General features: G+C 53.5%; 22 protein-coding genes. 11 read left to right on the top strand and 11 right to left on the bottom strand.

All coding sequences use genetic code 11. The features are described 5' to 3' along the window. Positions 1 to 646, top strand: a 646-nt coding sequence (locus tag AC3DKE_RS08295) for an exodeoxyribonuclease III (RefSeq protein ID WP_487990421.1), incomplete at its 5' end; no start/stop codon positions are given. Positions 647 to 653: 7 nt separating this feature from the next. Further along, complete coding sequence (locus AC3DKE_RS08290) at positions 654 to 1,250, top strand: class I SAM-dependent methyltransferase (RefSeq protein WP_340675927.1); 597 nt, start codon at positions 654 to 656, stop codon at positions 1,248 to 1,250. A 30-nt stretch (positions 1,251 to 1,280) separates the two neighbouring features. Here the strand turns inward: AC3DKE_RS08290 and AC3DKE_RS08285 are convergent, their stop codons facing one another. Then, entirely contained in the window at positions 1,281 to 1,664 is a 384-nt protein-coding gene (locus AC3DKE_RS08285; protein ID WP_411729596.1) for an MAPEG family protein, read from the bottom strand. 83 nt (positions 1,665 to 1,747) lie between these two features. Continuing rightward, positions 1,748 to 2,464: a ribonuclease PH gene (gene rph, locus AC3DKE_RS08280; protein WP_487990420.1), complete on the bottom strand. Its 717-nt coding sequence runs from the start codon at positions 2,462 to 2,464 to the stop codon at positions 1,748 to 1,750. A 58-nt stretch (positions 2,465 to 2,522) separates the two neighbouring features. On the opposite strand from rph, the gene AC3DKE_RS08275 reads away from it, so the two are divergent. After that, positions 2,523 to 3,401 (top strand): YicC/YloC family endoribonuclease, encoded by an 879-nt coding sequence (locus AC3DKE_RS08275; RefSeq protein WP_487990419.1) that lies wholly within the window; start codon positions 2,523 to 2,525, stop codon positions 3,399 to 3,401. 88 nt (positions 3,402 to 3,489) lie between these two features. Here AC3DKE_RS08275 and AC3DKE_RS08270 read toward each other — a convergent pair whose 3' ends face one another. From AC3DKE_RS08270 to AC3DKE_RS08250, 5 genes are all read right to left on the bottom strand, one after another. After that, on the bottom strand, positions 3,490 to 4,761 hold the full coding sequence (locus AC3DKE_RS08270) for an O-acetylhomoserine aminocarboxypropyltransferase/cysteine synthase family protein (RefSeq protein WP_487990417.1): 1,272 nt from the start codon (positions 4,759 to 4,761) through the stop codon (positions 3,490 to 3,492). Positions 4,762 to 4,879: 118 nt separating this feature from the next. Further along, complete coding sequence (locus AC3DKE_RS08265; protein ID WP_340675922.1) at positions 4,880 to 5,392, bottom strand: lipocalin family protein; 513 nt, start codon at positions 5,390 to 5,392, stop codon at positions 4,880 to 4,882. An 18-nt stretch (positions 5,393 to 5,410) separates the two neighbouring features. Further along, complete coding sequence (locus tag AC3DKE_RS08260) at positions 5,411 to 6,631, bottom strand: DUF445 domain-containing protein (protein WP_411729599.1); 1,221 nt, start codon at positions 6,629 to 6,631, stop codon at positions 5,411 to 5,413. Positions 6,632 to 6,659: 28 nt separating this feature from the next. Beyond that, a complete protein-coding gene (locus AC3DKE_RS08255; protein WP_487990414.1) occupies positions 6,660 to 7,316 on the bottom strand; it encodes a 1-acyl-sn-glycerol-3-phosphate acyltransferase in 657 nt (218 codons plus the stop codon). A gap of 107 nt (positions 7,317 to 7,423) precedes the next feature. Then, entirely contained in the window at positions 7,424 to 8,596 is a 1,173-nt protein-coding gene (locus AC3DKE_RS08250) for an acyl-CoA dehydrogenase family protein (protein ID WP_340675919.1), read from the bottom strand. Between the two features lie 127 nt (positions 8,597 to 8,723). Here AC3DKE_RS08250 and AC3DKE_RS08245 point away from each other — a divergent pair, with 127 nt between their 5' ends. After that, on the top strand, positions 8,724 to 9,416 hold the full coding sequence (locus AC3DKE_RS08245; protein ID WP_340675918.1) for a TetR/AcrR family transcriptional regulator: 693 nt from the start codon (positions 8,724 to 8,726) through the stop codon (positions 9,414 to 9,416). Here AC3DKE_RS08245 and AC3DKE_RS08240 read toward each other — a convergent pair. After that, the gene (locus tag AC3DKE_RS08240) at positions 9,413 to 10,003 is read right to left on the bottom strand and encodes a hypothetical protein (protein WP_411729601.1); all 591 of its coding nucleotides are present in this window, start codon (positions 10,001 to 10,003) and stop codon (positions 9,413 to 9,415) included. The genes AC3DKE_RS08245 and AC3DKE_RS08240 overlap by 4 nt on opposite strands. A 97-nt stretch (positions 10,004 to 10,100) precedes the next feature. On the opposite strand from AC3DKE_RS08240, the gene gmk reads away from it, so the two are divergent. The 4 genes from gmk to AC3DKE_RS08220 all read left to right on the top strand — a co-directional run bounded on the left by gmk (position 10,101) and on the right by AC3DKE_RS08220 (position 13,724). Beyond that, a complete protein-coding gene (gene gmk / locus AC3DKE_RS08235) occupies positions 10,101 to 10,718 on the top strand; it encodes a guanylate kinase (RefSeq protein WP_340675916.1) in 618 nt (205 codons plus the stop codon). Between the two features lie 107 nt (positions 10,719 to 10,825). Next, a complete protein-coding gene (gene rpoZ, locus AC3DKE_RS08230; RefSeq protein WP_340675915.1) occupies positions 10,826 to 11,098 on the top strand; it encodes a DNA-directed RNA polymerase subunit omega in 273 nt (90 codons plus the stop codon). Positions 11,099 to 11,194: 96 nt separating this feature from the next. Continuing rightward, on the top strand, positions 11,195 to 13,318 hold the full coding sequence (locus AC3DKE_RS08225; RefSeq protein ID WP_340675914.1) for a RelA/SpoT family protein: 2,124 nt from the start codon (positions 11,195 to 11,197) through the stop codon (positions 13,316 to 13,318). A 22-nt stretch (positions 13,319 to 13,340) separates the two neighbouring features. Next, positions 13,341 to 13,724 carry a RidA family protein gene (locus tag AC3DKE_RS08220; protein WP_340675913.1) on the top strand — a complete coding sequence of 128 codons (384 nt, stop codon included), beginning with the start codon at positions 13,341 to 13,343 and terminating at the stop codon, positions 13,722 to 13,724. Positions 13,725 to 13,790: 66 nt separating this feature from the next. Here the strand turns inward: AC3DKE_RS08220 and AC3DKE_RS08215 are convergent, their stop codons facing one another. Together AC3DKE_RS08215 and AC3DKE_RS08210 are read right to left on the bottom strand one after the other, a co-directional pair. Beyond that, positions 13,791 to 15,848, bottom strand: coding sequence for a CocE/NonD family hydrolase (locus AC3DKE_RS08215; RefSeq protein WP_487990412.1), 2,058 nt, complete (start codon positions 15,846 to 15,848; stop codon positions 13,791 to 13,793). A gap of 105 nt (positions 15,849 to 15,953) precedes the next feature. After that, positions 15,954 to 16,808 (bottom strand): NAD(P)H-binding protein, encoded by an 855-nt coding sequence (locus tag AC3DKE_RS08210; protein ID WP_411729603.1) that lies wholly within the window; start codon positions 16,806 to 16,808, stop codon positions 15,954 to 15,956. A gap of 61 nt (positions 16,809 to 16,869) precedes the next feature. Between AC3DKE_RS08210 and AC3DKE_RS08205 the strand changes: the two genes are divergently transcribed. From AC3DKE_RS08205 to AC3DKE_RS08195, 3 genes are all read left to right on the top strand, one after another. Continuing rightward, entirely contained in the window at positions 16,870 to 17,766 is an 897-nt protein-coding gene (locus tag AC3DKE_RS08205) for a hydrogen peroxide-inducible genes activator (protein ID WP_411729604.1), read from the top strand. 2 nt (positions 17,767 to 17,768) lie between these two features. Beyond that, on the top strand, positions 17,769 to 19,871 hold the full coding sequence (gene recG, locus AC3DKE_RS08200; protein WP_487990411.1) for an ATP-dependent DNA helicase RecG: 2,103 nt from the start codon (positions 17,769 to 17,771) through the stop codon (positions 19,869 to 19,871). 81 nt (positions 19,872 to 19,952) lie between these two features. Next, the gene (locus AC3DKE_RS08195; protein WP_340675908.1) at positions 19,953 to 20,744 is read left to right on the top strand and encodes a tetratricopeptide repeat protein; all 792 of its coding nucleotides are present in this window, start codon (positions 19,953 to 19,955) and stop codon (positions 20,742 to 20,744) included. Positions 20,745 to 20,848: 104 nt separating this feature from the next. Here the strand turns inward: AC3DKE_RS08195 and AC3DKE_RS08190 are convergent, their stop codons facing one another. Beyond that, positions 20,849 to 22,006: an FAD-dependent oxidoreductase gene (locus AC3DKE_RS08190; RefSeq protein ID WP_340675907.1), complete on the bottom strand. Its 1,158-nt coding sequence runs from the start codon at positions 22,004 to 22,006 to the stop codon at positions 20,849 to 20,851. Between the last annotated feature and the right edge of the window lie 3 nt (positions 22,007 to 22,009).

Raw genomic sequence — 22,009 nt, 5'->3', positions numbered from 1 at the left:
TCAGCTCGATGACGCTGTGTTTAACCCCGATGGCTGGCACCGTTACTTTTTCGATGCCGTGAAGCCAGGCTACTCCGGCACCGCTATTTATAGCCGCCGCGAGCCCGATGCCGTACGCACAGGTTTGGGCTTTGAGATTTGCGATACCCAAGGCCGTTGGATCGAGGCGCAGTTTGGCGACCTCACCGTGGTGTCGCTGTACTTACCCTCTGGCTCGGCCAATGAAGATGCGCAAGCGCGCAAAGACATCTTTTTAGGCGAGCTAATGCCCATGCTGAAAGCGCGTCAGGCATCAGGCGAAAAGCTGATTATTTGTGGCGACTGGAATATTGCGCACAAAGAGATCGACTTAAAAAACTGGAAGGGAAATCTGAAAAATTCGGGCTTTTTGCCGCATGAGCGCGCCTGGCTCACCACATTATTTGATGACACCGGCTTTGTTGACGCTTTCCGCCTCATCGACGAACGCGCCGATCGCTACACCTGGTGGAGCAATCGCGGCCAAGCCTATGCTAATAACGTAGGATGGCGCATCGACTATCACATCATTAGTGAAAACCTGCGCGACTGCGTGCAGGCAGTAGACATTTACACGGATGAGAAGTTCTCCGATCATGCGCCCCTAATCATCGACTACGCCGACTGAGCTCATCATGCCCGCACCCGACAAAACCACGCTTAACCGCTGGCGCCAAGACATTCGCTTCAATGCCCTGTTGCGCGAACACACGCTGACTTACACCACGACCTGGGGCATTTTCTCGCCCGAGAGCATCGACGCTGGCACGCAGCTATTACTCGACTATATGGAAGTGCCTGCGGACGCCGACTGCTTAGATATCGGCTGCGGCTATGGCCCAATCGGCATGACATTAGCCAAGCTAGCGCCACAAGGCCAAACGCTGATGGTCGATAAAGACTTTATGGCGGTCGAATACGCCAATAAAAACTGTGCGCTCAATGGCATCAACAACGCTAAAGCCATGTTGTCGAATGGCTTGCAGCATGTGCCCGAAGGCATGAAGTTCGACATCATCGTGTCGAACTTACCGGCCAAAGCCAGCAAAGAGCAGCACTACTTATTTCTTTTCGACAGCCTTGCTCGCCTGAAGCCGGGCGGCCGCTTTTATGTTGTCACCATCAATGGCTTACGCGAGTTTATGGCGCGCACCATGAAAGAAGTTTTCGGCGATTACGACAAGCTCAAACAGGGCAAGGTCTACACCGTCGCGGTGTCGGAAAAGCGCTAAGCCATCGCGGCTTAGCGCATCAAGCAGAAGTTAAACTAGCTCGACGATCAACAGCACCGTCGCCGCTAGCATCAGCGAGAACGTCAGGCCAGCGCCCATGCGGCGCGCCTGCATCGCCGTCGTTAACATGCCAATCGCATGCAAAACGCGGCCGACACTGAAGGCAATGACTAGGCCGGCAACCCAGTTATTTGGCGTCTGATTCATGCACAGAGCCAATATCACCAAGCCAAAAATGGGCACGAACTCAATGCCGTTGCCATGGGCGCGAATGGCGGCTTTCATGGTGATATTGCCACCATCGCCGTGAGCCACTCGCTCACGCATACGCACGCGCGAGACGTTCATCGCCAGCACTAATAACAGCGCCGCATTGAAAGCAACAAAAGCGTAAAACCAGATGAAATTACCCATGAAGCATACTCAAGCAGGAAAAGTTGCTTGAGTATGCCAGAGCTAGTGTTGCGCGCCAGTAGTCATACTGCCGCGCAAAGCACTTACCAGCCCAATGCTTTTTGCTGTGCCGCCAGTAGATCTTTCACACCAGCATCGGCCAAATCAAGCAGCGCAATCGTCTCATCACGGCTGAATGATTTGCCTTCGGCAGTGCCTTGAATCTCGATTAGGCCACCATGCTGCGTCATCACCACATTCATATCGGTGTCGCAGGCAAAGTCTTCGGTGTATTCCAAATCAAGCAATGGCACGCCGTCGACAATGCCCACCGAAATCGCGGCAACCAAATGCAGTAGCGGGTCTTGCTTAATTTTCTTCTCACGCAGCAACCAGCTCAGAGCATCGACCAAAGCCACTGCACCACCGGTAATTGCAGCGGTGCGCGTGCCGCCATCCGCCTGAATCACATCACAATCAACAGTGATGGTGTGCTCGCCGAGCTTCTTCATATCGACCATGGCGCGCAGCGAGCGGCCAATTAGGCGCTGAATTTCCAGTGTGCGACCACCCTGTTTGCCGCGACTGGCTTCACGACCATTACGGGTATGTGTGGCGCGCGGCAACATGCTGTATTCAGCAGTAATCCAGCCCTCACCTTTGCCTTTCAGAAAGCGTGGTACACCAGTTTCCACCGACGCGGTGCACAACACTTTGGTGTTGCCAAACTCGATCAGCACCGAACCTTCAGCATGGCAGGTGTAATCGCGAGTGATGGTGATGGGGCGAAGTTGGTTGGGCAAACGACCGCTAGAGCGCATGGGCTATTCCTGAGTGGATGATAAGATGGCGCACAGTATACCTGCCGAGAGCCTTACCATGTCCGATCTGCCCGTATTCAGCATGACCGCCTTTGCCCGTGGCGACGCCAATGGCTCATTTGGCCAAGTCAGCGTGGAGCTGCGCTCGGTCAATAACCGGCATTTAGAGGCCATATTGCGGCTGCCCGATAGCCTACGTGAGCATGAATTTGCCTGGCGCGAACGCCTGCGCAAAACCATCAGCCGTGGCAAAGTCGAGCTCACCGTGCGCCTCGATGCCGGCTTGGATGCGCCCGCGAGCATTCGCATCAATACCGCCCTAGCCGAGCAGCTGATCGCCGCCGCCGAGCACATCGACGGTCTCACGCGTCACAGCTCCCCGATAAATCCCACCGACATTCTTGCCCTGCCCGGCGTCATCGTGCGCGACACGCCTGATCTGAGTGAGCTTCCCGTGATTGTCGGCGAGCTAATTAATGCCGCGCTATCGGACTTTTTGGCCATGCGCGCCCGTGAAGGTGCGGCTTTAAAAGCAATGATTGAAGCAAGACTAGTAGGCATCGAAAACGAAATTGCTACCGTGCAAACTCGCATGCCTGTGATCATGCAGCACTATCGCAGCAAGCTCGCCGAACGCCTAAGCGAGCTCGAAGCGGCGCTAGTGCCCGAACGCCTAGAGCAAGAACTGGTGCTATTTGCGCAAAAGATAGATGTCTCCGAAGAGCTAGATCGCCTCACCGCGCATGTCGCTGAAATTCGCCGCGTGCTGAATAGCGGTGGCGCTATTGGCCGCCGTCTGGACTTTCTGATGCAGGAGTTAAACCGCGAGGCCAACACCCTCGGCAGCAAGGCCAGCACCGCCGATAGTGCATGGTCTAGCGTTGAATTGAAGGTGTTGGTGGAGCAGATGCGGGAGCAGGTTCAGAACGTCGAATAAAGCTCAGCTATGGCAGCTCCGCACTTTTATGCGCCTAAAAATGTCATTTTCTACATTAATACGCGCATAAAAGTGTGAGCGTCTCAGCCTAGGCCTTATCCAGCGCCTGAGTTAGATCAGCCAAGATGTCATCGATATGCTCGATGCCAATCGACAAGCGCACCAAGTCTTCGCTAGCGCCGGCCTTGGCCAACTCTTCAGCGTTCAACTGGCGGTGAGTGGTCGATGCAGGATGGCAGGCCAAGGATTTTGCATCGCCGATATTCACTAGGCGCAAAATCATCTGCAAGGCATCGATAAAGCGGGCGCCTGCTTCAACGCCGCCTTTAATGCCGAAGCTGACAATGCCGGAGCCTTTGCCATTGGTGATTTTCTTCGCCGTGGCGTTATAAGGACTGTTTGGCAGAGTGGCGTAATTCACCCAGCTCACTTTCTCGTGATTGCTTAAGAAGTCCGCGACTTTCTCGGCATTTTCGCAATGGCGCTCCATGCGTAAGCCCAATGTTTCCAAGCCCTGCAGCAGCAAAAATGTGCTGTGTGGCGCTAGTGCAGCGCCAGTATTGCGCAATGGCACTACGCGGCAGCGAGCAATATAGGCTGCGGCACCAATATCACGGGTATAGACCACGCCGTGATAGGAGGGGTCTGGCTCATTGAGTAACGGGAAGCGCTTGGCATTGGCCTTCCAGTCAAACTTGCCAGAGTCAACGATCATGCCGCCGAGCGTGGTGCCGTGGCCGCCGATGTATTTGGTGAGCGCATGCACAACAATCGCTGCGCCATGCTCAAAAGGTCGGCATAAATATGGTGTGGCAACGGTGTTATCGACAATTAAAGGAATACCGTGCTTGTTGCCGATCTCAGCTAATTTAGCAATATCGACGACGTTACCGGCAGGGTTGCCGATAGATTCGCAGAAGATCGCACGCGTTTTGTCGTCAATTGCCGCCTCAAACGCCTCGTAGTCATTGTGCGAAATCATGCGCACTTCAATGCCCTGACGCGGGAAGGTATGCGCAAATAAGTTGTAAGTACCGCCATAGACTTGGCTAGTGCTTAAAATATTGTCGCCAACGCTGGCAATACACTGAATGGCATAGGTAATTGCCGACATGCCCGATGCAACCGCCAGCGCGCCAACACCGCCCTCCATGGCCGCCACGCGCTCTTCTAAAACGGCGTTGGTCGGATTGGTGATGCGCGAGTAAATATTGCCGGCGACTTTCAGGTCAAATAAGTCAGCGCCGTGCTGGGTGTTATCAAAGGTATAGGACGTGGTTTGATAAATTGGTACAGCCGCAGACTTTGTAGTTGGTTCTGATTTATATCCGTGGTGTAAGGCCAGTGATTCCAGTTTCATAAACTCCCCCTGTATTAGACAGCTAATAGGGCATTGTGCCGAACTTCCATAGCCTTTGGTATGGCGGTTTTGGCATATGCTTATAACTAAGCCTGCTTCAATAAAATACCGATTGGAGCTAATCCGCCGTGGGTACTCGGCGCACTTCACTTACGTCGTAGCCCTCAGCTTTAGCCATCGCCAATAATCTCGCGTAATCGTCGTCACTCATCGTGGGTTTGCGCGACATGATCCACACCAAGTCACGGGCACTGCGGCCAATGATGGTTTCACTATAGTCCGAGTCAACATAGACGATGCGATATTCGGCCTTAATGGGCCAGAGAAACTGCATACCCCAAACACCGCCACCACTATCGAGATCAATATATCCCGTGGGTGTGTATGTCTTTAGCGGCCCACTGGGGCCGCCATCGTTAAACTGGAATGTAGTTCGGACAATATTGGGGGCCTCAAACTGATAGGTTTCAGTTTGCTTATAGGCCTCGCCATCGATCAGAAATGGGATATGGCCATGCACATGCCATGCTCCCATAAAGCGCGGAATATCTACGTTTGCTTCGGTGCGAATAGGCGGATGGCTAGTACAAGCTGCCATCACAGAAACGAGCAACAGCAGTAGCCAACGCATACGAACCTCTATCGTTTTTTACAACATAAAGTGAATTTGCATCTCGCCGACGAATACGCCGAGCAAGGCACCGACCAAGATCAGGATCCACTCTTCCTCTTTAAAGGCTGGGCGCAGCATGCCTTCAAACTCGACTGGCGTGAGCTGACGCATACGCGTGATCAGGGTGTTGCGCACGTCCATAGCATCTTCGGCATAGGCCTCCATATGCTTCATGGTCTCGGGCAAGCGCTCCAAAATACGCTCAGCAACCGAGGCTTTCATCTCGATATATTTTTCTGTGCCCACGGCATACAGCACCAATGGCCGCGCCAAACCGGCCTGCTCGTCAATCACACGGCGCACATGCTTTTGCAGCAGCGTAATGACGCGGTCGGAGCGAGGGCCAGTAAACAGCTCTTCCATCATCGCGCCAGGCGTTAGCATTTGCTTGGAGATAAGCGCGGCGTAATCACCGGCAACTTCGTGCTGACGCTTGAGGAATAGACCATGCAGCGTGAAGCCAAAAAACTTTTTCGGGTTCAGCGGACGGAATAGCATCTGCAACGCCAACCAGTCACTGAAGAGGCCAACGAAGCCACCGAAAGCAGGCAGCATCCATGGTTGGCGGAAGATCAGCCAACACACCATTTGCACCAAACCAATGGTGAAGCCGAAAACAAAGCCGGCTTTACAGAAAAACTTCAGCTCTTCTTTACCCACGCTCTGAAACACGTTGTTGAGCAGCGCTTTGTCTTTTTGCAGGTTGTTGATGACCATGTGGCGAATATCGAAATAGCGCGACACGTCGTGCTGCACTTCGCCCATGATCGTTTGCACGATTTTCGGCGCCTCAGCCTTCACACGCTTAATGATGGCGGCACGCATAAATAGCGGCATGCCTTCCCATAGCCCAGGCTGATACTGATACATGACTTCACGCACAATATCTTCCGAAGCCTCCATCATTGGCACTTCGATTTCTCGCGCAATGCGTTTCGGGTCGAGGCGCGCGAAGATTTCTTCCGGCTTAATCAGGCGCTCGGTCATCAGGTCAACGGCGATAGTCGCCATCTTCACCGACTTGCGGGGCACGATGCCTTGCCAACCAAAGAACGGCTTAATGCCCCAAAACTCGATGGGGTAGAACATCATCTTGATCGCCACCACTTTGGTGACATAGCCAATGATGCCGCTGATGAAGGGGATGGAGATATAAAGCCACATATCGGCTTTAAATTCGGCGATCAGTGCGTCCATAACAATCCGTTAATAGCGTTAGTTTTTCTTATGGTGTTGGCGGTTCGCGCAATGGCAGCGACAAGCGCGAGGGGTCGGCGGGAATGATGCCATGATATGGCGCCATCAGGCGCGGCAAATCTGCAGCTAAATCACCTGTTGGATAGAACACTGGCAACATATGGAGTTCTTTGCGGCCAAAATCCAGAATAAACGGCACAATGGGTACGCCGGCCTTTATCGCCATATGGTAGAAACCAGTTTTCCATGCAGGCGAGGCATGGCGTGTACCTTCAGGCGCAATACCGATATACACACTTTCTTCTGAGGCAAAGCGAGCAGCAACTTGCTCCACTTGACCGCCACGCGAGCCAGCCCGATACACTGGCATAGCGCCTAGCCATCGAACAATACCGCTCAAGGGGCCATTAAATAACTCGGCCTTGACCATCACGGTGATGCGCATTCGCAGCGCTAAAGTCGCGGCGGCCGCAACAAAGCCATCGCGATTTGATGTGTGCGGCGCACCGATGAAAATGGCTTTAGGCACCATCATTGGCGTGCCGGTCACCTTCCATCCACTAAGGCGCAACCACAGCTCGCCGAAGCGCTGGCTAAGTGCGGTGCCGCGTCTTGGCACTTCGGGGCCAAGCATCTCAGCCGTAATGACGCTAGTGCGCCTTGTTTCTACTATGGGTTCTGTCATGACGACTCGGTAGCTAAAGTTTGTGCTGTTATATCGCAAAAAAGGGGTCACAGCGTAGCTGCAACCCCTTTCATTTACGCAACTAGCATAGGCGGTTAAGCCATCGCTTAGAATGTGCGCGAAATCAGCTCTTTCATGATTTCGTTGGTGCCACCATAAATACGGTTAGCACGTGTATCGATGTAGGCCTGCGCAACGGGGTATTCAGTCATAAAGCCGTAACCGCCGTGCAGCTGCACACACTCATCGACCACTTTCGAGATCAAGTCAGACACCCAATATTTCGCGGCAGCGGCAGCATCCACTTGCAAAGTGCCTTTCAGCTGCTCTTCGATGCAACGGTCAACAAACACGCGTGCAATCTGTGTTTCTGAGCGCAGTTCGGCGAGTTTGTATTTGGTGTTTTGATAGGCCGCGACTGGCTTGCCAAATACTTTACGATCACGCACATAGGCCAAGGTGTGAGCCAACACACTCTCACAACCTGAAGCACACATGATGGCAATCATCAGACGCTCCCAAGCCAACTCTTTCATCAGCATGATGAAGCCCATGCCCTCAGTGCCGATCAAGTTAGATTTCGGTACGCGCACGTTGTCGAAGAATAGCTCGCAAGTGTCTTGGCCTTTCATGCCGACTTTTTTCAGTGGACGACCTTTGCTAAAGCCTTCGCGGTTGGCTTCGACCAGCAACAGCGACACGCTTTCTGCGCCCTTTGCTGGATCGCCAGTTTTCACCACGACCACAGCGATATCGCAGAGATAGCCGTTGGTGATGAAGATTTTGCTGCCGTTTACGATGTAGTCATCGCCATCGGCAATGGCTGAAGTGCGCACGGCCTGTAAGTCAGAACCAGTGCCTGGCTCAGTCATAGCAATCGCGCCGACTGCTTCGCCTGAACACATTTTTGGTAGCCACTCTTTCTTCATCTCTTCGCTGCCGAAGTTATTCAGATAGTTAGCAACGATGTCGGAATGCAGTGAGAAGCCCGATGCAGAATCGCCAGCACGCGCCTGCTCTTCCATCAAAATCACGCTGTACAGGCGGTCTACGCCAGAGCCGCCGTATTCTTCTGGCATGGTTGGGCAAAGCAGGCCTAGCTCGCCAGCTTTGTTCCATAAACTACGATCGATGTGTTGCTGCTCTTCCCACTTATCGCGGTGCGGAGCCAGCTCTTCTTCAAAAAAGCGGCGTGCGGTGCGGCGGAAATCTTCGTGATCCGCGCTGAAAATTGTGCGCGGAATCATGGCATTCATTGGGTTGGGGACGTTCAAGCTCATAGTGGCTCCCTAATTCATCTGATGGATAGCATCTGTAAATAACTAGACATTGTCGGCCTCCTATTTACAATACGGCCGTACAACTTGTGTGCTTTATACGCAGACTTAGCCAAGGATTCAAGTAAAAATGACTGCACAGTCTCAAAATAAAGATAACCATCGCCGCACTCAGACCGAGCGCAGCGAAGCCATGCGCCAACGCTTAATCAACGCCACAGTCACTTGTTTGGCCGATGAAGGCTATGCCGGCACGACGGTGAGCAAAATCATCAATCAGGCCGGCGTTTCGCGCGGCGCCCCCATGCATCACTTCCCTACCAAGGCCAGTCTGCTGGAAGCCACTGCCGAATACTTAATTCGCTGGATGAACCGCCACCTTGCCCGTGCAACTCGCGGCGTGGTCGACTCAGAAAATCGCGCGGCCGATATGATCACCGCCAGCTGGCGCGAGTTGCATGATGGTCCTGAGAGCTTGGCCTTGATGGAGCTGATGCTCGCTAGCCGACGAGATGAAGATTTGGCTCGCGTCATGCGCGCTTTATGGGATGCCGGGAGGCAAGCGCTGGATATGGCCAGCAAGCACTATTTCGAGCCAGACTTTAATGGCATTAAGCCAACGCAGCTCTTTGTCTTAACGCATTGGCTGATGCGTGGCATGGCCCTAGAGCAGCACTTGATGAACGATGCTCCCGTAGCCGATCACTTCATTGAGCTCTGGGGCAAAGTCATGAGCCAGCATCTACAAGCCAAGCCGAACGTCACCACTCCACCACCACGACCAGCATTTTGGAATCGCTCATTAGCGACAAATACAGACTAACTCGCCGGCGCTTTTGCAGGTGCCAACTCAACACCCTGCCAACTCAGGCCTAGCCAATGCTTTTCACGCTCACCTTGTGGACGAAAAACTCGCGTGCCCATTAGGTAGTCAAACCAAGGCTTAGTCACGCACCAGTTAGCGCTCGCTTGAGAGCCCATATGATGGTCGTAATGCCACGGCACATGCTGGCGCGCCCACTCGGGATCTTGATGCGAATGCTTGTGCACACGGTAATAATTCGCAGCGCTATACCATAGCGTGCCAACAAAAAATGGAGCAATAGGAAACACTGGCACTAGTACTGCGCTGGCGGCAATCAGCGACCACGCCTCCTTACCCTGCGCATGTAGGCCCAAGGGAAACTTCTCATAATTAGGGTCGTAATAGTCATGCTGGCGCACCACCTTGTGATGCTCATGAAAATGAAATGACCAGAAGCTGCCGCGATCTCGCCCCATGCCATGCAACACATATTTATGCATGGCCCACTCCACGGCGTTAGCCGTAATCAGCCCTATTGGAATGCCCAGCATATATTTCTCACTTTTATTATTGCTGTAACTTATTAAGGTTTTACCATGCCGCATGACGAAGTTTCCTATCCACTAAAGCTCTAAGGCGTTTTTTTTGATTAAATAGCCGCATTCGTGCCCAAAAGCACACACGCCACTCTGCGAGCTCAGCATGTCCGGAACTTTATTTATCGTCGCCGCCGCCTCCGGCACAGGCAAAACATCGCTGGTGAAGTCATTAGTTGCTAGCGATGAACGCCTAGGAGTATCGATTTCGCACACTACCCGCGCCTCACGGCCTGGTGAAGTTGATGGCGTGAACTACCACTTCACTTCGCGCGAAAAATTTCTCAGCGAGGTCGGCGCAGGCCAGTTTCTTGAGCACGCCGAAGTATTCGGTAATCTCTATGGCACATCGCGCACATGGGTCGAAGAACAGCTGATTAAAGACTACGACGTCATCTTAGAAATTGACTGGCAGGGTGCGGCCATCGTGCGCGACTTAATGCCGCAGGCGCAGTCGGTATTTATCTTGCCGCCATCATTGCCCGAGCTTGCCGAACGCCTCAATGGCCGCGGCACAGACAGCGCCGAAGTTATCGCTCATCGTCTCAGCGAAGCCATCGCCGACATTGGCCATTACGCCGACTTCGATTACCTCGTGATCAATGATGATTTCGCAACGGCATTAGCCGACCTGCGCAGCATTGTTCGTGCCGCCCGCTTGAGCAATCGCGCGCAAAGCCAACGCCAAGCGAATTTGATTCGCCGCCTGCTTTCCGGAGGCTAAGCAGCTAGCGCTTGCGAGGTTTAAACGAGCATCCTGCGGAGGTTGTGTAAAAAAGCCGCAGGCGTTAGAATCTCGCCCCTTATTTGCCCGCTGTTTGGAGCGTTATCATGGCCCGCGTAACCGTCGAAGACTGTCTGACCAATTTAGATAACCGTTTTGAGTTGGTGCTGGTTGCCTCTAAGCGCGCACGCCAATTGGCGACAGGCGGCAAAGAGTCAAGCCTACCCTGGGAAAACGACAAGCCCACCGTAATGGCCCTGCGCGAAATCGCTGCTGGCTTGGTCACTCGTGAAATTCTCAACGAAGTGCCAGAAGAAGAAGCACTGCCCGATTTGAGCAATTTAGGTAACCTAGAATACCAACCACCTATCGAGCTCTAAATACTCGTTAGTTTTCTTGCGTCATTGCGGCTTTTTTCAAGATATTCCTCGTCTTAGCCCCTTGACGCAGCACCTCGCGATGCAGACACTGAGTAGATGAACTCAGGCATCGACGCCCTCTGCACACGTCTCTCAAATTACCTTTCGCCAGAACAAGTAGCGCAAGTTCATCGCGCCTATCTTTTTTCTGAGCAAGCTCACATCGGTCAATTTCGGCGGAATGGCGACCCTTACGTCACCCATCCTTTAGCCGTTGCTCACATTTTGTGCGATATGCACATGGACCATCACAGCTTGATGGCTGCCATGCTCCACGATGTCATTGAAGACACCGGCGTCAGCAAAGATGCATTAGCTAAAGAGTTTGGCGATGAAGTCACCGCGCTAGTCGATGGCGTGACCAAGCTCACGCAAGTTCATTTCAATAGCAAAGCCGAGGCGCAGGCCGAGAATTTCCGCAAAATGATTCTCGCCATGACCCACGATGTGCGTGTGATCGTGGTGAAGCTCGCCGATCGCCTACACAATATGCGCACGCTCGACGTGCTCACGGTGGAAAAACGTAAACGCGTGGCGCGCGAAACGCTCGATATTTATGCCCCCATTGCCATGCGTTTGGGCATGAACGATATCCGCATCGAATACGAAGAGCTCGGCTTTCATGCTATTTGGCCGATGCGCGCTGAACGCATCGAACACGCCGTGATGGCGGCGCGTGGACATCGGCGTGAAATGGTCATCAGTCTTGAAGTCGCTATCAGCGAGCGACTTGCCCGCGAAGGCATCCAGGCGCGAGTCGAAGGCCGCGAAAAGCATCTGTTCAGTATTTACCAAAAGATGCGCGAAAAACGCCGGTCATTCTCCGAAATCATGGATGTCTACGGCTTCCGCGTCATCGTTGAAAGTGTCGACTCGTGTTATCGCAGCCTTGGCATGATGCACAATTTGTATAAGCCGATCCCGGGTAAATTCAAAGACTATATCGCCATCCCCAAAACCAATGGCTACCAATCACTGCACACGGTGCTGAAAGGCCCGCGCGGCGTTCCGATTGAAGTGCAAATTCGGTCCGAAGCCATGGATGCCATGGCTAGCAATGGTATCGCGGCGCATTGGCTGTATAAGTCTGATAGCTTCACCAATACCTCGCAAACACGAGCACGCGAGTGGATGAAATCACTGCAAGAGCTGCAGAAAAATGCCGGCGATTCGCTCGAGTTTATCGAGAGTGTGAAGATCGACCTCTTCCCTGATGAGGTCTATTTGTTCACGCCAAAAGGCCGCATCATGACGCTACCGCGCGGCGCTACGCCGGTAGATTTTGCCTATGCCGTGCACTCAGATATTGGCGATACTTGCGTTGCAGCACGCGTCGATAATCGTTTAGCGCCACTCAGTTTGCCGCTAACGACGGGCCAAACCGTTGAAATCATTGCCGCTCCTGGTGCTCGCCCCAACCCCAGCTGGTTAGACTTTGTCATCACCAGTAAAGCGCGCGCGAAGATTCGCCACTTCCTAAAAGATCAGCAATCAGATGAGTCGCGAGACTTAGGCCTGCGCCTGCTAGAGAAATCACTGTCTGGGCTCGGCAAGAAATACGCCGAATTGCCTGCTGATGCGATAACCAACCTGCTCAAAGAACTGGCCATGGATAGTGCCGATACGCTGCTTGAAAATATCGGCATGGGCAATCAAGTCCCGCAAATTATTGCCCGCCGCTTGGTGCCAGATGTGGATGTCGTCACCTCAACTACGCTCAAGCGCACTGCCCATAACGGCATCGCGATTCGTGGCACTGAAGGCTTAGTGGTGTCGTATGCTCGCTGCTGTCGCCCCTTACCGGGCGATGACATCATGGGGCATTTAAGCGCGGGCCGTGGCGTCGTCATTCATCGCCATAAATGCCGTAATATGGCGGCCGAAATGCGCAGCAACCCCGACAAATGCGTACCGCTACGTTGGGCTGAAAAAGTCGATCGCGAGTTTATTTGCCAACTCCGCATTGCCTTGGTTAATCGCCGCGGCATGCTCGCAGAAATCGCACGTGAGGCCACCGAAAGTGAGGCCAGCATCGATAATGTGCAGATTGAAGAAAAAGGCTCGCATCATGGAGTCATGCAACTCGGCTTGGTGGTGCGCGACCGCATCCATTTAGCCCGCGTCATTAAACGTATTCGTGTTTTACCCGGCGTCGACAAAGTCACCCGGGTAAGCTCTTAATTTTGCAGGAGTGTTAGTCTCAATGAATCGCGCCGTTATCCAAACTAATAAAGCCCCAGCCGCCATTGGCACCTATTCGCAAGCAGTGAAAATCGGCAACACGGTTTATCTATCGGGCCAAATTGGCCTCGATCCTGCCAGCATGCAGTTGGTTGATGGTATTGATGCGCAAATCGTGCAGGTTTTTGAAAACCTAAAAGCAGTGATCGAAGAGTCTGGCGCTACACTGCAAGACATTGCCAAACTCAATATCTTCCTCACCGACCTAGGCCACTTTGCCCTAGTCAACGAGATGATGGCACGCTACTTCACGCAGCCCTACCCCGCTCGCGCAGCCATTGGTGTGGCGTCATTGCCACGCGGCGCTCTGGTTGAGATGGACGGCATTGTGGTCACAGCTTCTTGAGACGTTAACTAATCGCACGAACAAAAATGCCTGCTAAATGCAGGCATTTTTGTTTAAGCCTAAAGACTAATTAGCCAGAACAGGAACCTCTACCGTGCCACTAATCGTGACCCCAGGCACCAGTAAATCTCGTGACAAACTAGTGAGGTACTGCAAGTTATAGCCGTAAACCATTAAACCAAGCTGCTCACCTTCAGCTAATTTCTCCGCGACACCCACCATCGATACTTTGTGCTCGCCAAGACCGCGCAGCGGCTGCATTTGCTCATCGATAAGGCGTGGAGCAGCCATGCCTTTTTTCGCACCAAAGCCGACTAGAACAATAGCGTCGCAAGCTCGTATCGGCAATTTGACGGGCAGCAAACCAAGCAAGCCCGACAGCGGCGCAGGAATGTTATCGGTCAACTCCGCTGGTAAGCCCAAAGGCAGATCGCAACCATTCAACGGCTCAAGGATATTATTCAACTTGACGTTAAGCTGGCCAATGCCACCAATAGTCAATGGGCCTTTAAAGCCTTCAAGAGGGATGAATGTAGGCAATAGCAGGCTGGTTAATCCCAAAGCTGTATTTGGTACGGGGATCATGCTCGCAGGAATATTGGTTTCTACTCGCTTCGGCGCAATTAAAGCCGGGTTAACAAACACAGCCTCGCCCGGACTATCGTTTAACGACAAACACACCGTGGTTTTTAGCTGAGCCAAGGCGGTGGCCGTTGCCAAATTAGCGACCTGCTTTTGCGGGGGGTTCAATTTGTCATTTAAGAATGCCAAATTAGCATCATCACGACTTAACGTACCGCAGTTATTTCTACCACCTGGCTTTTGTAATTCAGGCAGTGAAAGGCCGGCACTATTTAAGCCACCAAGCAGTGGATCAGTGAGCATATTCAATGGGCCGAGCGCCCCAATTACGGTTTGTGTGCCTGGTAAAATATGACCACCCTCGTGTGTCATTAAACGAACGTCACCGCCTAAGTTTTTATAGGCCTGATAGTTTCCCCAAGCTTCGTTGAAGTTAAACAAGGTATCGCGCATGCCTTGCGAAAATAAGATATCGACTTTCTTAGGTGCAGGCTTCTTATCGCCCACATAGATCGGCTTAGTTGGTGGCGACAACATCGATGTTAAGAAATCCATATTGCTAATGTCGGTGCCATCATCTGCACCGAAGTATTTCGCGCTGTGATAATAGAAAAAGTTTAGCGATGGCGCTGGGATTTCATTAGATGTCACACCTTTTACCAAGGTCTCTTTAATGGCCGGGTCTAAACCCGAAATGATGGGCTGGTTTGCGCCAGCTTCACCACCAACGACTAACAGAGCCACCCACGCCGACTTCACAGCACCACCGGGGTACAGGCTGGTTCGTAAATCATGCGGCGTTATGTCTGGCGTAAGCACATCAAGACGATTTTTCGGATCGATGTTGTGCAGTAGCATTTGATACATGCCGCCGTAACTACCGCCATTCGCGCCAGCAACTACGTTATACGGACTAGCCTCTGACGGCCGCTCGTACACGAGATAGTCGAGATTCTTCTCAGCCCAATCAAATATTTGTATTAAATCCTGACCTTCGTAGTCAGGATCCATAACGCGTACCGTGCCAGTGCTGTCGTTAAATCCGCGTTGGTCGATACTAATAACGGCATATCCGTTGTCTTGCAGACGCTCAAGGAAGCCACCTTTAGGGTCCTCTGTACGTGCGCCACCAAAGCCATGCCCGTGCAACACCAAGGGATTACCTTTTACGCAGTCAATTTTTTTCGGTTCAATAATCTGAAAGCTAATGGTTTCACCACTCGCCGAAGGCAAAGTGATCTGATAGCTCCGACCGCCATCTAGACGAACCTTAGTGGCGCATGACGCCGTGTTCGCCTCTAGCGTGTCAAACGTTGCGCCTGGGCGCTCAAAATTAACAATGCGATTCGCAGTGGGCGGAGTGCCGCCATCACCACCGCCAGTATCATCACCACCGCCGGTGTTGTCGCCCTCGCCTCCAGTGTTGTCGCCCTGCGGATCGCCATCGCCATTCGAAGAAAATGACCCCGACCCAGAAGAACCACCGCAAGCGGCCAGAGAAACAGCCAATGCCAAAAGTGAGAGAGTGTGAGCAATCCGCATAATTATTCAGCCTAGTATTGTTCTTTTTATAGGCAAGCAGACTACGCCATAAGCTACACAACATCCACACAGAAAGGCCAGAGCTAGCGACCAAATTACAAAAAATTACAGTTTTGGCAGCAAAGTCAAATAGCCGTCACGAAAGCTCGGATAGCTCAGCGCATAACCACTACGATGCAACGCTAAGTTGCTAATACGTTTACCTTGGCTTGCATTTGGCACAACGGCCTTATCTGGCGACGATGGCAATTCAAGCTGTTGCGCCAACCACGCCAATACCTCGTGCTGTGGCGTCGGCGCATCATCCACGCCAAGTAGCAAGGACTCAACGCGGCCACCAGCCAAACTTTGTTGCACTAAGTGCACCACTAAGCCTGCTGCATCGGCAACATGCAGGCGGTTAGTCCAGCTCGGCGGGGTCATTTGCACTGGCTTGGCATCACGCACCCAGCGCAATAGTCGTTCGCGGCCAGGCCCATATAAGCCACCCAAACGCACAATTGTCGATGGCCAAGGCGACTGCCTAACAACATCTTCTGCCTGCAATAACAGCTTAGCCGTGTCTCTCTTTGGTTGCGCCGGCGTCGCCTCATCTATCCATTCGCCAGCATCCTCACCATAAACCCCCGTTGATGACAGCCAAAATTGACGATTCAGCGACTGGCCCTTTAGCGCCTGCTGCAATGCCCGAGCGCCACCAACATAGACTTGTTCATAGGCGACCATACCCGACTCACTCGGCGCTAAAGCACTGATGACTATATCCAGACCTAGTGGTAATTTTAGTGTTTCGGCCTTGGTGACATCACAAACACTCCACATCAACTTGCCACCACTAGAAAAGCTCTGATTTGCCTGTGGTGTGCGCCGCAGTGCCCACACTTCATGGCCTAGCTCAGCTAATTCAATAGCAATTCGGCCGCCAACATCACCCGCACCGACAATTAATATCTTTGACATAAGCTCAATTTTTGATAGTTTTTGGCTACATGCGAAATGCACGACCTAGCCCAGAGATATTATGACCTTAACCGAGCTACGCTATCTCGTCACCTTGGCACAAGAACGCCACTTTGGCCGTGCAGCCGAACGCTGTCATGTCGCACAACCGACGCTATCGGTAGCAGTGAAAAAACTCGAAGACTCGCTTGGCCTCAGCCTGTTTGAGCGACACCGGCATGGTGTGCTGGTTACACCTGCCGCCGAAGCCCTAATTTCTCAGGCTCATGTGGTGCTTGCCGAGGCCGACAAATTCGAAGCCATGGCGGATTTATCACGCGATGAGTTTTCTGAGCCATTGCGCTTAGGTGCAATTTTCACCGTTGGCCCCTATTTATTTCCCTCACTCGTGCGGCGCATGAAACACGAGGCCAGCCCGCTAAAATTGTACTTGGAGGAGAACTACACTCATGTGCTCGCAGAGCGTTTAGCTCGCGGCGAGCTCGACGCCATCATTGTGGCACTGCCCTTTGATCCGCCTGAAACTCGCGTAACGGCATTATTCGACGAGCCATTTCAGTTACTTCTGCCGCGCGACCATGCCCTTGCTAGCAAGAAAATCATCCCCGCCGATGTTCTTAGCTCAAGCCCTGTGCTGATGCTGGGCGAAGGCCATTGCTTCCGCGACCAAGTGCTGGAAACCTGCCAAGTTGGCCAAACGCCGGGCATCAACTCTGGCAGCTCACTGATGACTTTGCGCCATATGGTGGCATCGGGGCTGGGCATCACACTTATTCCCGCCAGCGCTGAACAGCAGCTGACCGATGATGAGCTCACCACTCGGCCGATCAAACCCTGCCCACATCGGCGCATTGTCTTGGCCAGTCGCCATAGATTTTCACGGCCCCGCGCGCTGCAAGAACTATTGCGTGCCTTACAAGGTTTGGACTTGCCCGGCACCACTGCGGTGCAGCGCTAAACGTGGGCACAGCGTCCGACTCGCCGACTCTTGCGCTACACGAACGCCCGATCGCTTGCTTGCGCGGCGTCGGCCCTGCCTTAGCTGAGCGGCTCAAGCGCTTAGGCATAAACACCGTGCAAGACCTGTTGTTTACGTTGCCACGGCACTATGAAGATCGCACGCAACGCACGGCCTTAGGCTCATTAATCCCTGGCATGACCGCCTTAGTTGAAGCGGACGTAGTGCTCGCGGATATCATCCAAGGCCGGCGGCGAGCACTTTTAGTTCGCCTCCGTGATGGCAGTGGCGGCTTAACACTGCGCTTCTATCATTTTCGCCAATCGCAAAAAGACAGCTACAGCAAAGGCCAACGCTTGCGTGTGTTTGGCGAAGTGCGCGCCGGGCCTGCCGGGCCAGAAATGATTCATCCTGAGGTCGAGTGGCTCGCTGATACAGATACGGTGAATGACGACGACGCGCGCTTGAATGACCATCTCACACCCATCTACCCGCTGGTCGAGGGGCTCACGCAACGGCGCATTCGCGAGCTAATGGCACGCGCACTACCGTTGCTCAATGACACCGTACTGATCGATAAATTGCCCGCGCAACAGGCCGGCGGCTGGTCATTGGCGCAAGCGCTACACACTGTGCATGCACCCACCGCCGACAGTGACCGCCAAGCATTACGCGATGGCCTACATCCGGCACAGCAACGTCTCGTGTTCGAAGAGTTAGTTGCCCATCAAATGGGCCTTCTGCAACGCCGCGACCGCCAACGCCATACCTCTGCGCCAGCCTTGCGCTGCGATGACTCGCTGAGCCAACAACTATTAGCAGCACTACCTTTTGCGCTCACCGATGCCCAGCAGCGCGTAGTGCAGGAGATTCATCGCGACCTAGGCCAAACTCGCGCCATGCTCAGGCTCGTGCAAGGCGATGTTGGCGCTGGCAAAACTGTGGTTGCCGCACTTGCCGCCTGCCCAGCGCTGGCCGCCGGCCTGCAAGTCGCCATCATGGCGCCAACAGAAATACTCGCCGAGCAGCATCTTCTGCGTTTTCGCAGCTGGTTTGAGCCTCTAGGCATTTCGGTCGGATGGCTCTCGGGCAAACAAACCACCAAGTCCAGAGCCACCTCACTCGCTAGTCTTGCCGATGCCAGCTGCCAGTTAGTCATTGGTACCCATGCGCTATTTCAAGATAGCGTGCAGTTCGCCCGACTCGGGCTAGTCATCATCGATGAACAACACCGCTTCGGCGTCGCGCAGCGCCTGCAATTAGCCGAAAAAGGCCTGAGCGCGGGCTGGCTGCCGCACCAGCTGATCATGACTGCGACGCCGATTCCCCGTACCTTGGCGATGAGCGCTTACGGCGATCTCGACACCTCCATCATCGATGCGCTACCGCCAGGCCGCCAGGGCATCCAAACCGTGGTGCTCGCAAATACACGCCGCGACACGCTGGTCGAGCGTATACGCCATCACGCCGCCAGCGGCCAGCAAGTGTATTGGGTCTGCACCCTCATTGAGCAGTCCGAGCAAATTCAAGCACAAGCAGCCGAGGCCGCAATGGCCGAGCTCAGCGCAGCGCTGCCCGAATTGAAAGTAGGACTGGTGCATGGCCAATTAAAGGCCGCAGAGAAAGCCGCGGTCATGGCCGATTTTGTCGCCGGCAATATCGCGGTTTTAGTCGCCACCACCGTCATCGAAGTTGGTGTCGATGTGCCCAATGCCACGCTGATGGTCATCGAAAACCCTGAGCGCTTAGGCTTGTCGCAGCTACATCAACTCCGTGGCCGTGTCGGCCGTGGCCAACTCGCTAGCTTTTGCGTGCTGCTCTATCAAACGCCAGTATCGGCACTAGCTCGCGAGCGCCTACAAATTTTACGCGATAGCCAAGATGGCTTTGTCATTGCTGAAAAAGACCTAGAATTGCGCGGCCCCGGCGAAGTATTAGGCACTCGCCAAACCGGTGATGTGCAATTTCGTCTCGCCGATTTAGTCCGAGATGCCGCACTTATTTCGCCGGCGCGCGCATTAGCTGAGCGCTTACATGGCCACGAAAACTACAACTATTTACTGAGTCGCTGGCTAAGCAACGAAGGCCACTACGCCTTAGCATAGAAGCTATACTCTTGTTTACTCACGCAATGCCCCATACTCTTCATGCGTGTTTATGTTTTTGACTGTGTACCGAGGTAATTTATGTATTGGCTGCGTTTACGAAATGGCCTGCTTTTAAGCGTGCTGATGCTCAGCGGCCTCGTCGACGCCGCTCCACGCGTAAGCACCAATAAGGTCGATGCTAGCCCGCGACAAATTCGCCAAGCAGCAATGACCGGCGCCGCCGATGCGCAATACAACTTGGGCGTGCTTTATTACAACGGCGATGGCGTGGTGCGAAATCGTATCAAAGCCGCAGAATGGTTTAGCTTGGCCGCTCGTCAAGGCTTAGCTCGTGCGCAATATAACTTAGGCGCACTTTACGCCAGCGGCAATGGCGTCCCGCGCGATATCGATCTCGCTAATAGCTGGTTTCGTGCCGCCGCCGATCAAGACTATCCGCCCGCACTGTATGCACTCGGCATGGCCTATTACGAAGGCAATGGCGTACCTCTCGATAGCAATCGCGCCGCCGTACTTGTGCTGAAAGCTGCGCAACTAGGCTCATCATCGGCGCAAAACAATATTGGCATCATGTATGACCAAGGCGTAGGCGTAAAACGCAATAAGCGCAAAGCCGCCGAATGGTTTGAGAAGGCTGCCGACTCAGGTGTCTCGGAAGCTCAGTTTAACTTCGCGCAAATGCTCTTAGTCGGTGATGGCATACGAAAAAACACGGCGAAAGGCTTGGCCTATATGACCGAGTCTGCGAACCGTGGCTATCCGAAGGCATTGCGCCGCTTGGGCGAGATGTATCTCAATGGCGACTTTGTTGAAGTTGACGTTAACCGCGCCCGCGATCTGCTGTCGAAAGCCGCCGCGTCCGGTGGCTAATCGCTGTTACTCAAACAATCTCGCTGAAAGCAAAAAGCCTACGCACAACCACGGCGTAGGCTTTTTTATTGCGGAAATATTAGTGCCGCGAGAGTGCTTAACGCTTACGCCAAGATTGGCGGCAAAGCCCTCGCCATCTCCATCTTGGTCTTCATGTCACTAGCGAAGCTTCCGGTCAGTGCAAAGCCCAAGAGCTGACCATCTTTCGCTAAAAAACTGGCTTTGACATTATTTCCATCTGCCTCAACCGCCCAAGCACCTTCGGTGTTTGGCGCCACAGGCGACACCACAATCGGGCAAATCGGTGTTTTGATTTGCACTGGCATGGCAGGATAGCTAACCACCGTATCTTCGCCGGCTAGGGTTTTCGCCAATGCTCGCGCGCTGGCCATCAACGGCAAGACATACATCAGTACTTTGCCGTCGACTTCGGCGCAATCGCCAATGGCGTAGATATTGGCATTACTAGTGCGCAGATAACGATCGACACAGATGCCGCGCGCTACATTCAAGCCAGCCACTTCGGCCAAACCTAAGCGTGGGCGCAGGCCAATTGCCGACAACACAATATCGGCCTCGGCATGACGGCCATCTGCCAAACTCACGCGAATGCCGTTGCCGGCATGATCGGCGGCAGTAGCATTGGCACCATAGAGAAAGCTCACGCCCAAGCCTTGCAGTCCAGCCTCAACCGCTTTCGAGGCGCGCTCGGGCAGCAACGTTGGTAATGGACGGCCCATAGGCTCAACCACCGTGACACTATGACCGCTAGCAGCTAAATCATTGGCAAATTCGCAGCCAATTAAGCCACCGCCAATGATCAATACACGCTTCGCTGACTCGCCGAGCTGCTCGCGAAATATGGCGTAATCGCCAAGATCATTAACGCTCAATACGCTATCGCCAGCATCGCCGCCCAATGGTGGACGGAACACATCGGCGCCTACTGCTAACACTAAATCTTCGTAGGCCAGCGACTCGCCATTGACGGTGAGTGTTTTTGCTACGGGGTCAATGTTCGATACCGCGCTAGCCACACGCACCTCAGCCTTAAGCTGCTCGGCCACTTTCTCAGGCGAAGCCATGGCTAATTCGTCTGGCGTTTTGCCTTTAGCCAATGCATTCGACAGCATGGGCTTGGAATAGCTGCGCCCGTCATCCTGAGACAGGATAATTAGCGGGCGCTCGTTGTTGAGCTTGCGAAATTCGCGCGCCAACGTGTAGCCGGCCAAACCGGTTCCCAAGATAACGAGTGGGCGCATAAC

The organism is Paraperlucidibaca sp. (genome assembly GCF_982810325.1).
Note: the sequence above shows the minus strand (reverse complement) of the source record. Positions and strands in the feature narration are given on the sequence as shown.

What these genes read in the sequence shown, in the direction of transcription:
- AC3DKE_RS08290 (WP_340675927.1), top strand. Translation starts at nt 654, where the DNA reads ATGCCCGCACCCGACAAAACCACGCTTAACCGCTGGCGCCAAGACATT.
- AC3DKE_RS08285 (WP_411729596.1), bottom strand. Translation starts at nt 1,664, where the DNA reads ATGGGTAATTTCATCTGGTTTTACGCTTTTGTTGCTTTCAATGCGGCG.
- rph (WP_487990420.1), bottom strand. Translation starts at nt 2,464, where the DNA reads ATGCGCTCTAGCGGTCGTTTGCCCAACCAACTTCGCCCCATCACCATC.
- AC3DKE_RS08275 (WP_487990419.1), top strand. Translation starts at nt 2,523, where the DNA reads ATGTCCGATCTGCCCGTATTCAGCATGACCGCCTTTGCCCGTGGCGAC.
- AC3DKE_RS08270 (WP_487990417.1), bottom strand. Translation starts at nt 4,761, where the DNA reads ATGAAACTGGAATCACTGGCCTTACACCACGGATATAAATCAGAACCA.
- AC3DKE_RS08265 (WP_340675922.1), bottom strand. Translation starts at nt 5,392, where the DNA reads ATGCGTTGGCTACTGCTGTTGCTCGTTTCTGTGATGGCAGCTTGTACT.
- AC3DKE_RS08260 (WP_411729599.1), bottom strand. Translation starts at nt 6,631, where the DNA reads ATGGACGCACTGATCGCCGAATTTAAAGCCGATATGTGGCTTTATATC.
- AC3DKE_RS08255 (WP_487990414.1), bottom strand. Translation starts at nt 7,316, where the DNA reads ATGACAGAACCCATAGTAGAAACAAGGCGCACTAGCGTCATTACGGCT.
- AC3DKE_RS08250 (WP_340675919.1), bottom strand. Translation starts at nt 8,596, where the DNA reads ATGAGCTTGAACGTCCCCAACCCAATGAATGCCATGATTCCGCGCACA.
- AC3DKE_RS08245 (WP_340675918.1), top strand. Translation starts at nt 8,724, where the DNA reads ATGACTGCACAGTCTCAAAATAAAGATAACCATCGCCGCACTCAGACC.
- AC3DKE_RS08240 (WP_411729601.1), bottom strand. Translation starts at nt 10,003, where the DNA reads ATGCGGCATGGTAAAACCTTAATAAGTTACAGCAATAATAAAAGTGAG.
- gmk (WP_340675916.1), top strand. Translation starts at nt 10,101, where the DNA reads ATGTCCGGAACTTTATTTATCGTCGCCGCCGCCTCCGGCACAGGCAAA.
- rpoZ (WP_340675915.1), top strand. Translation starts at nt 10,826, where the DNA reads ATGGCCCGCGTAACCGTCGAAGACTGTCTGACCAATTTAGATAACCGT.
- AC3DKE_RS08225 (WP_340675914.1), top strand. Translation starts at nt 11,195, where the DNA reads ATGAACTCAGGCATCGACGCCCTCTGCACACGTCTCTCAAATTACCTT.
- AC3DKE_RS08220 (WP_340675913.1), top strand. Translation starts at nt 13,341, where the DNA reads ATGAATCGCGCCGTTATCCAAACTAATAAAGCCCCAGCCGCCATTGGC.
- AC3DKE_RS08215 (WP_487990412.1), bottom strand. Translation starts at nt 15,848, where the DNA reads ATGCGGATTGCTCACACTCTCTCACTTTTGGCATTGGCTGTTTCTCTG.
- AC3DKE_RS08210 (WP_411729603.1), bottom strand. Translation starts at nt 16,808, where the DNA reads ATGTCAAAGATATTAATTGTCGGTGCGGGTGATGTTGGCGGCCGAATT.
- AC3DKE_RS08205 (WP_411729604.1), top strand. Translation starts at nt 16,870, where the DNA reads ATGACCTTAACCGAGCTACGCTATCTCGTCACCTTGGCACAAGAACGC.
- AC3DKE_RS08195 (WP_340675908.1), top strand. Translation starts at nt 19,953, where the DNA reads ATGTATTGGCTGCGTTTACGAAATGGCCTGCTTTTAAGCGTGCTGATG.
- AC3DKE_RS08190 (WP_340675907.1), bottom strand. Translation starts at nt 22,006, where the DNA reads ATGCGCCCACTCGTTATCTTGGGAACCGGTTTGGCCGGCTACACGTTG.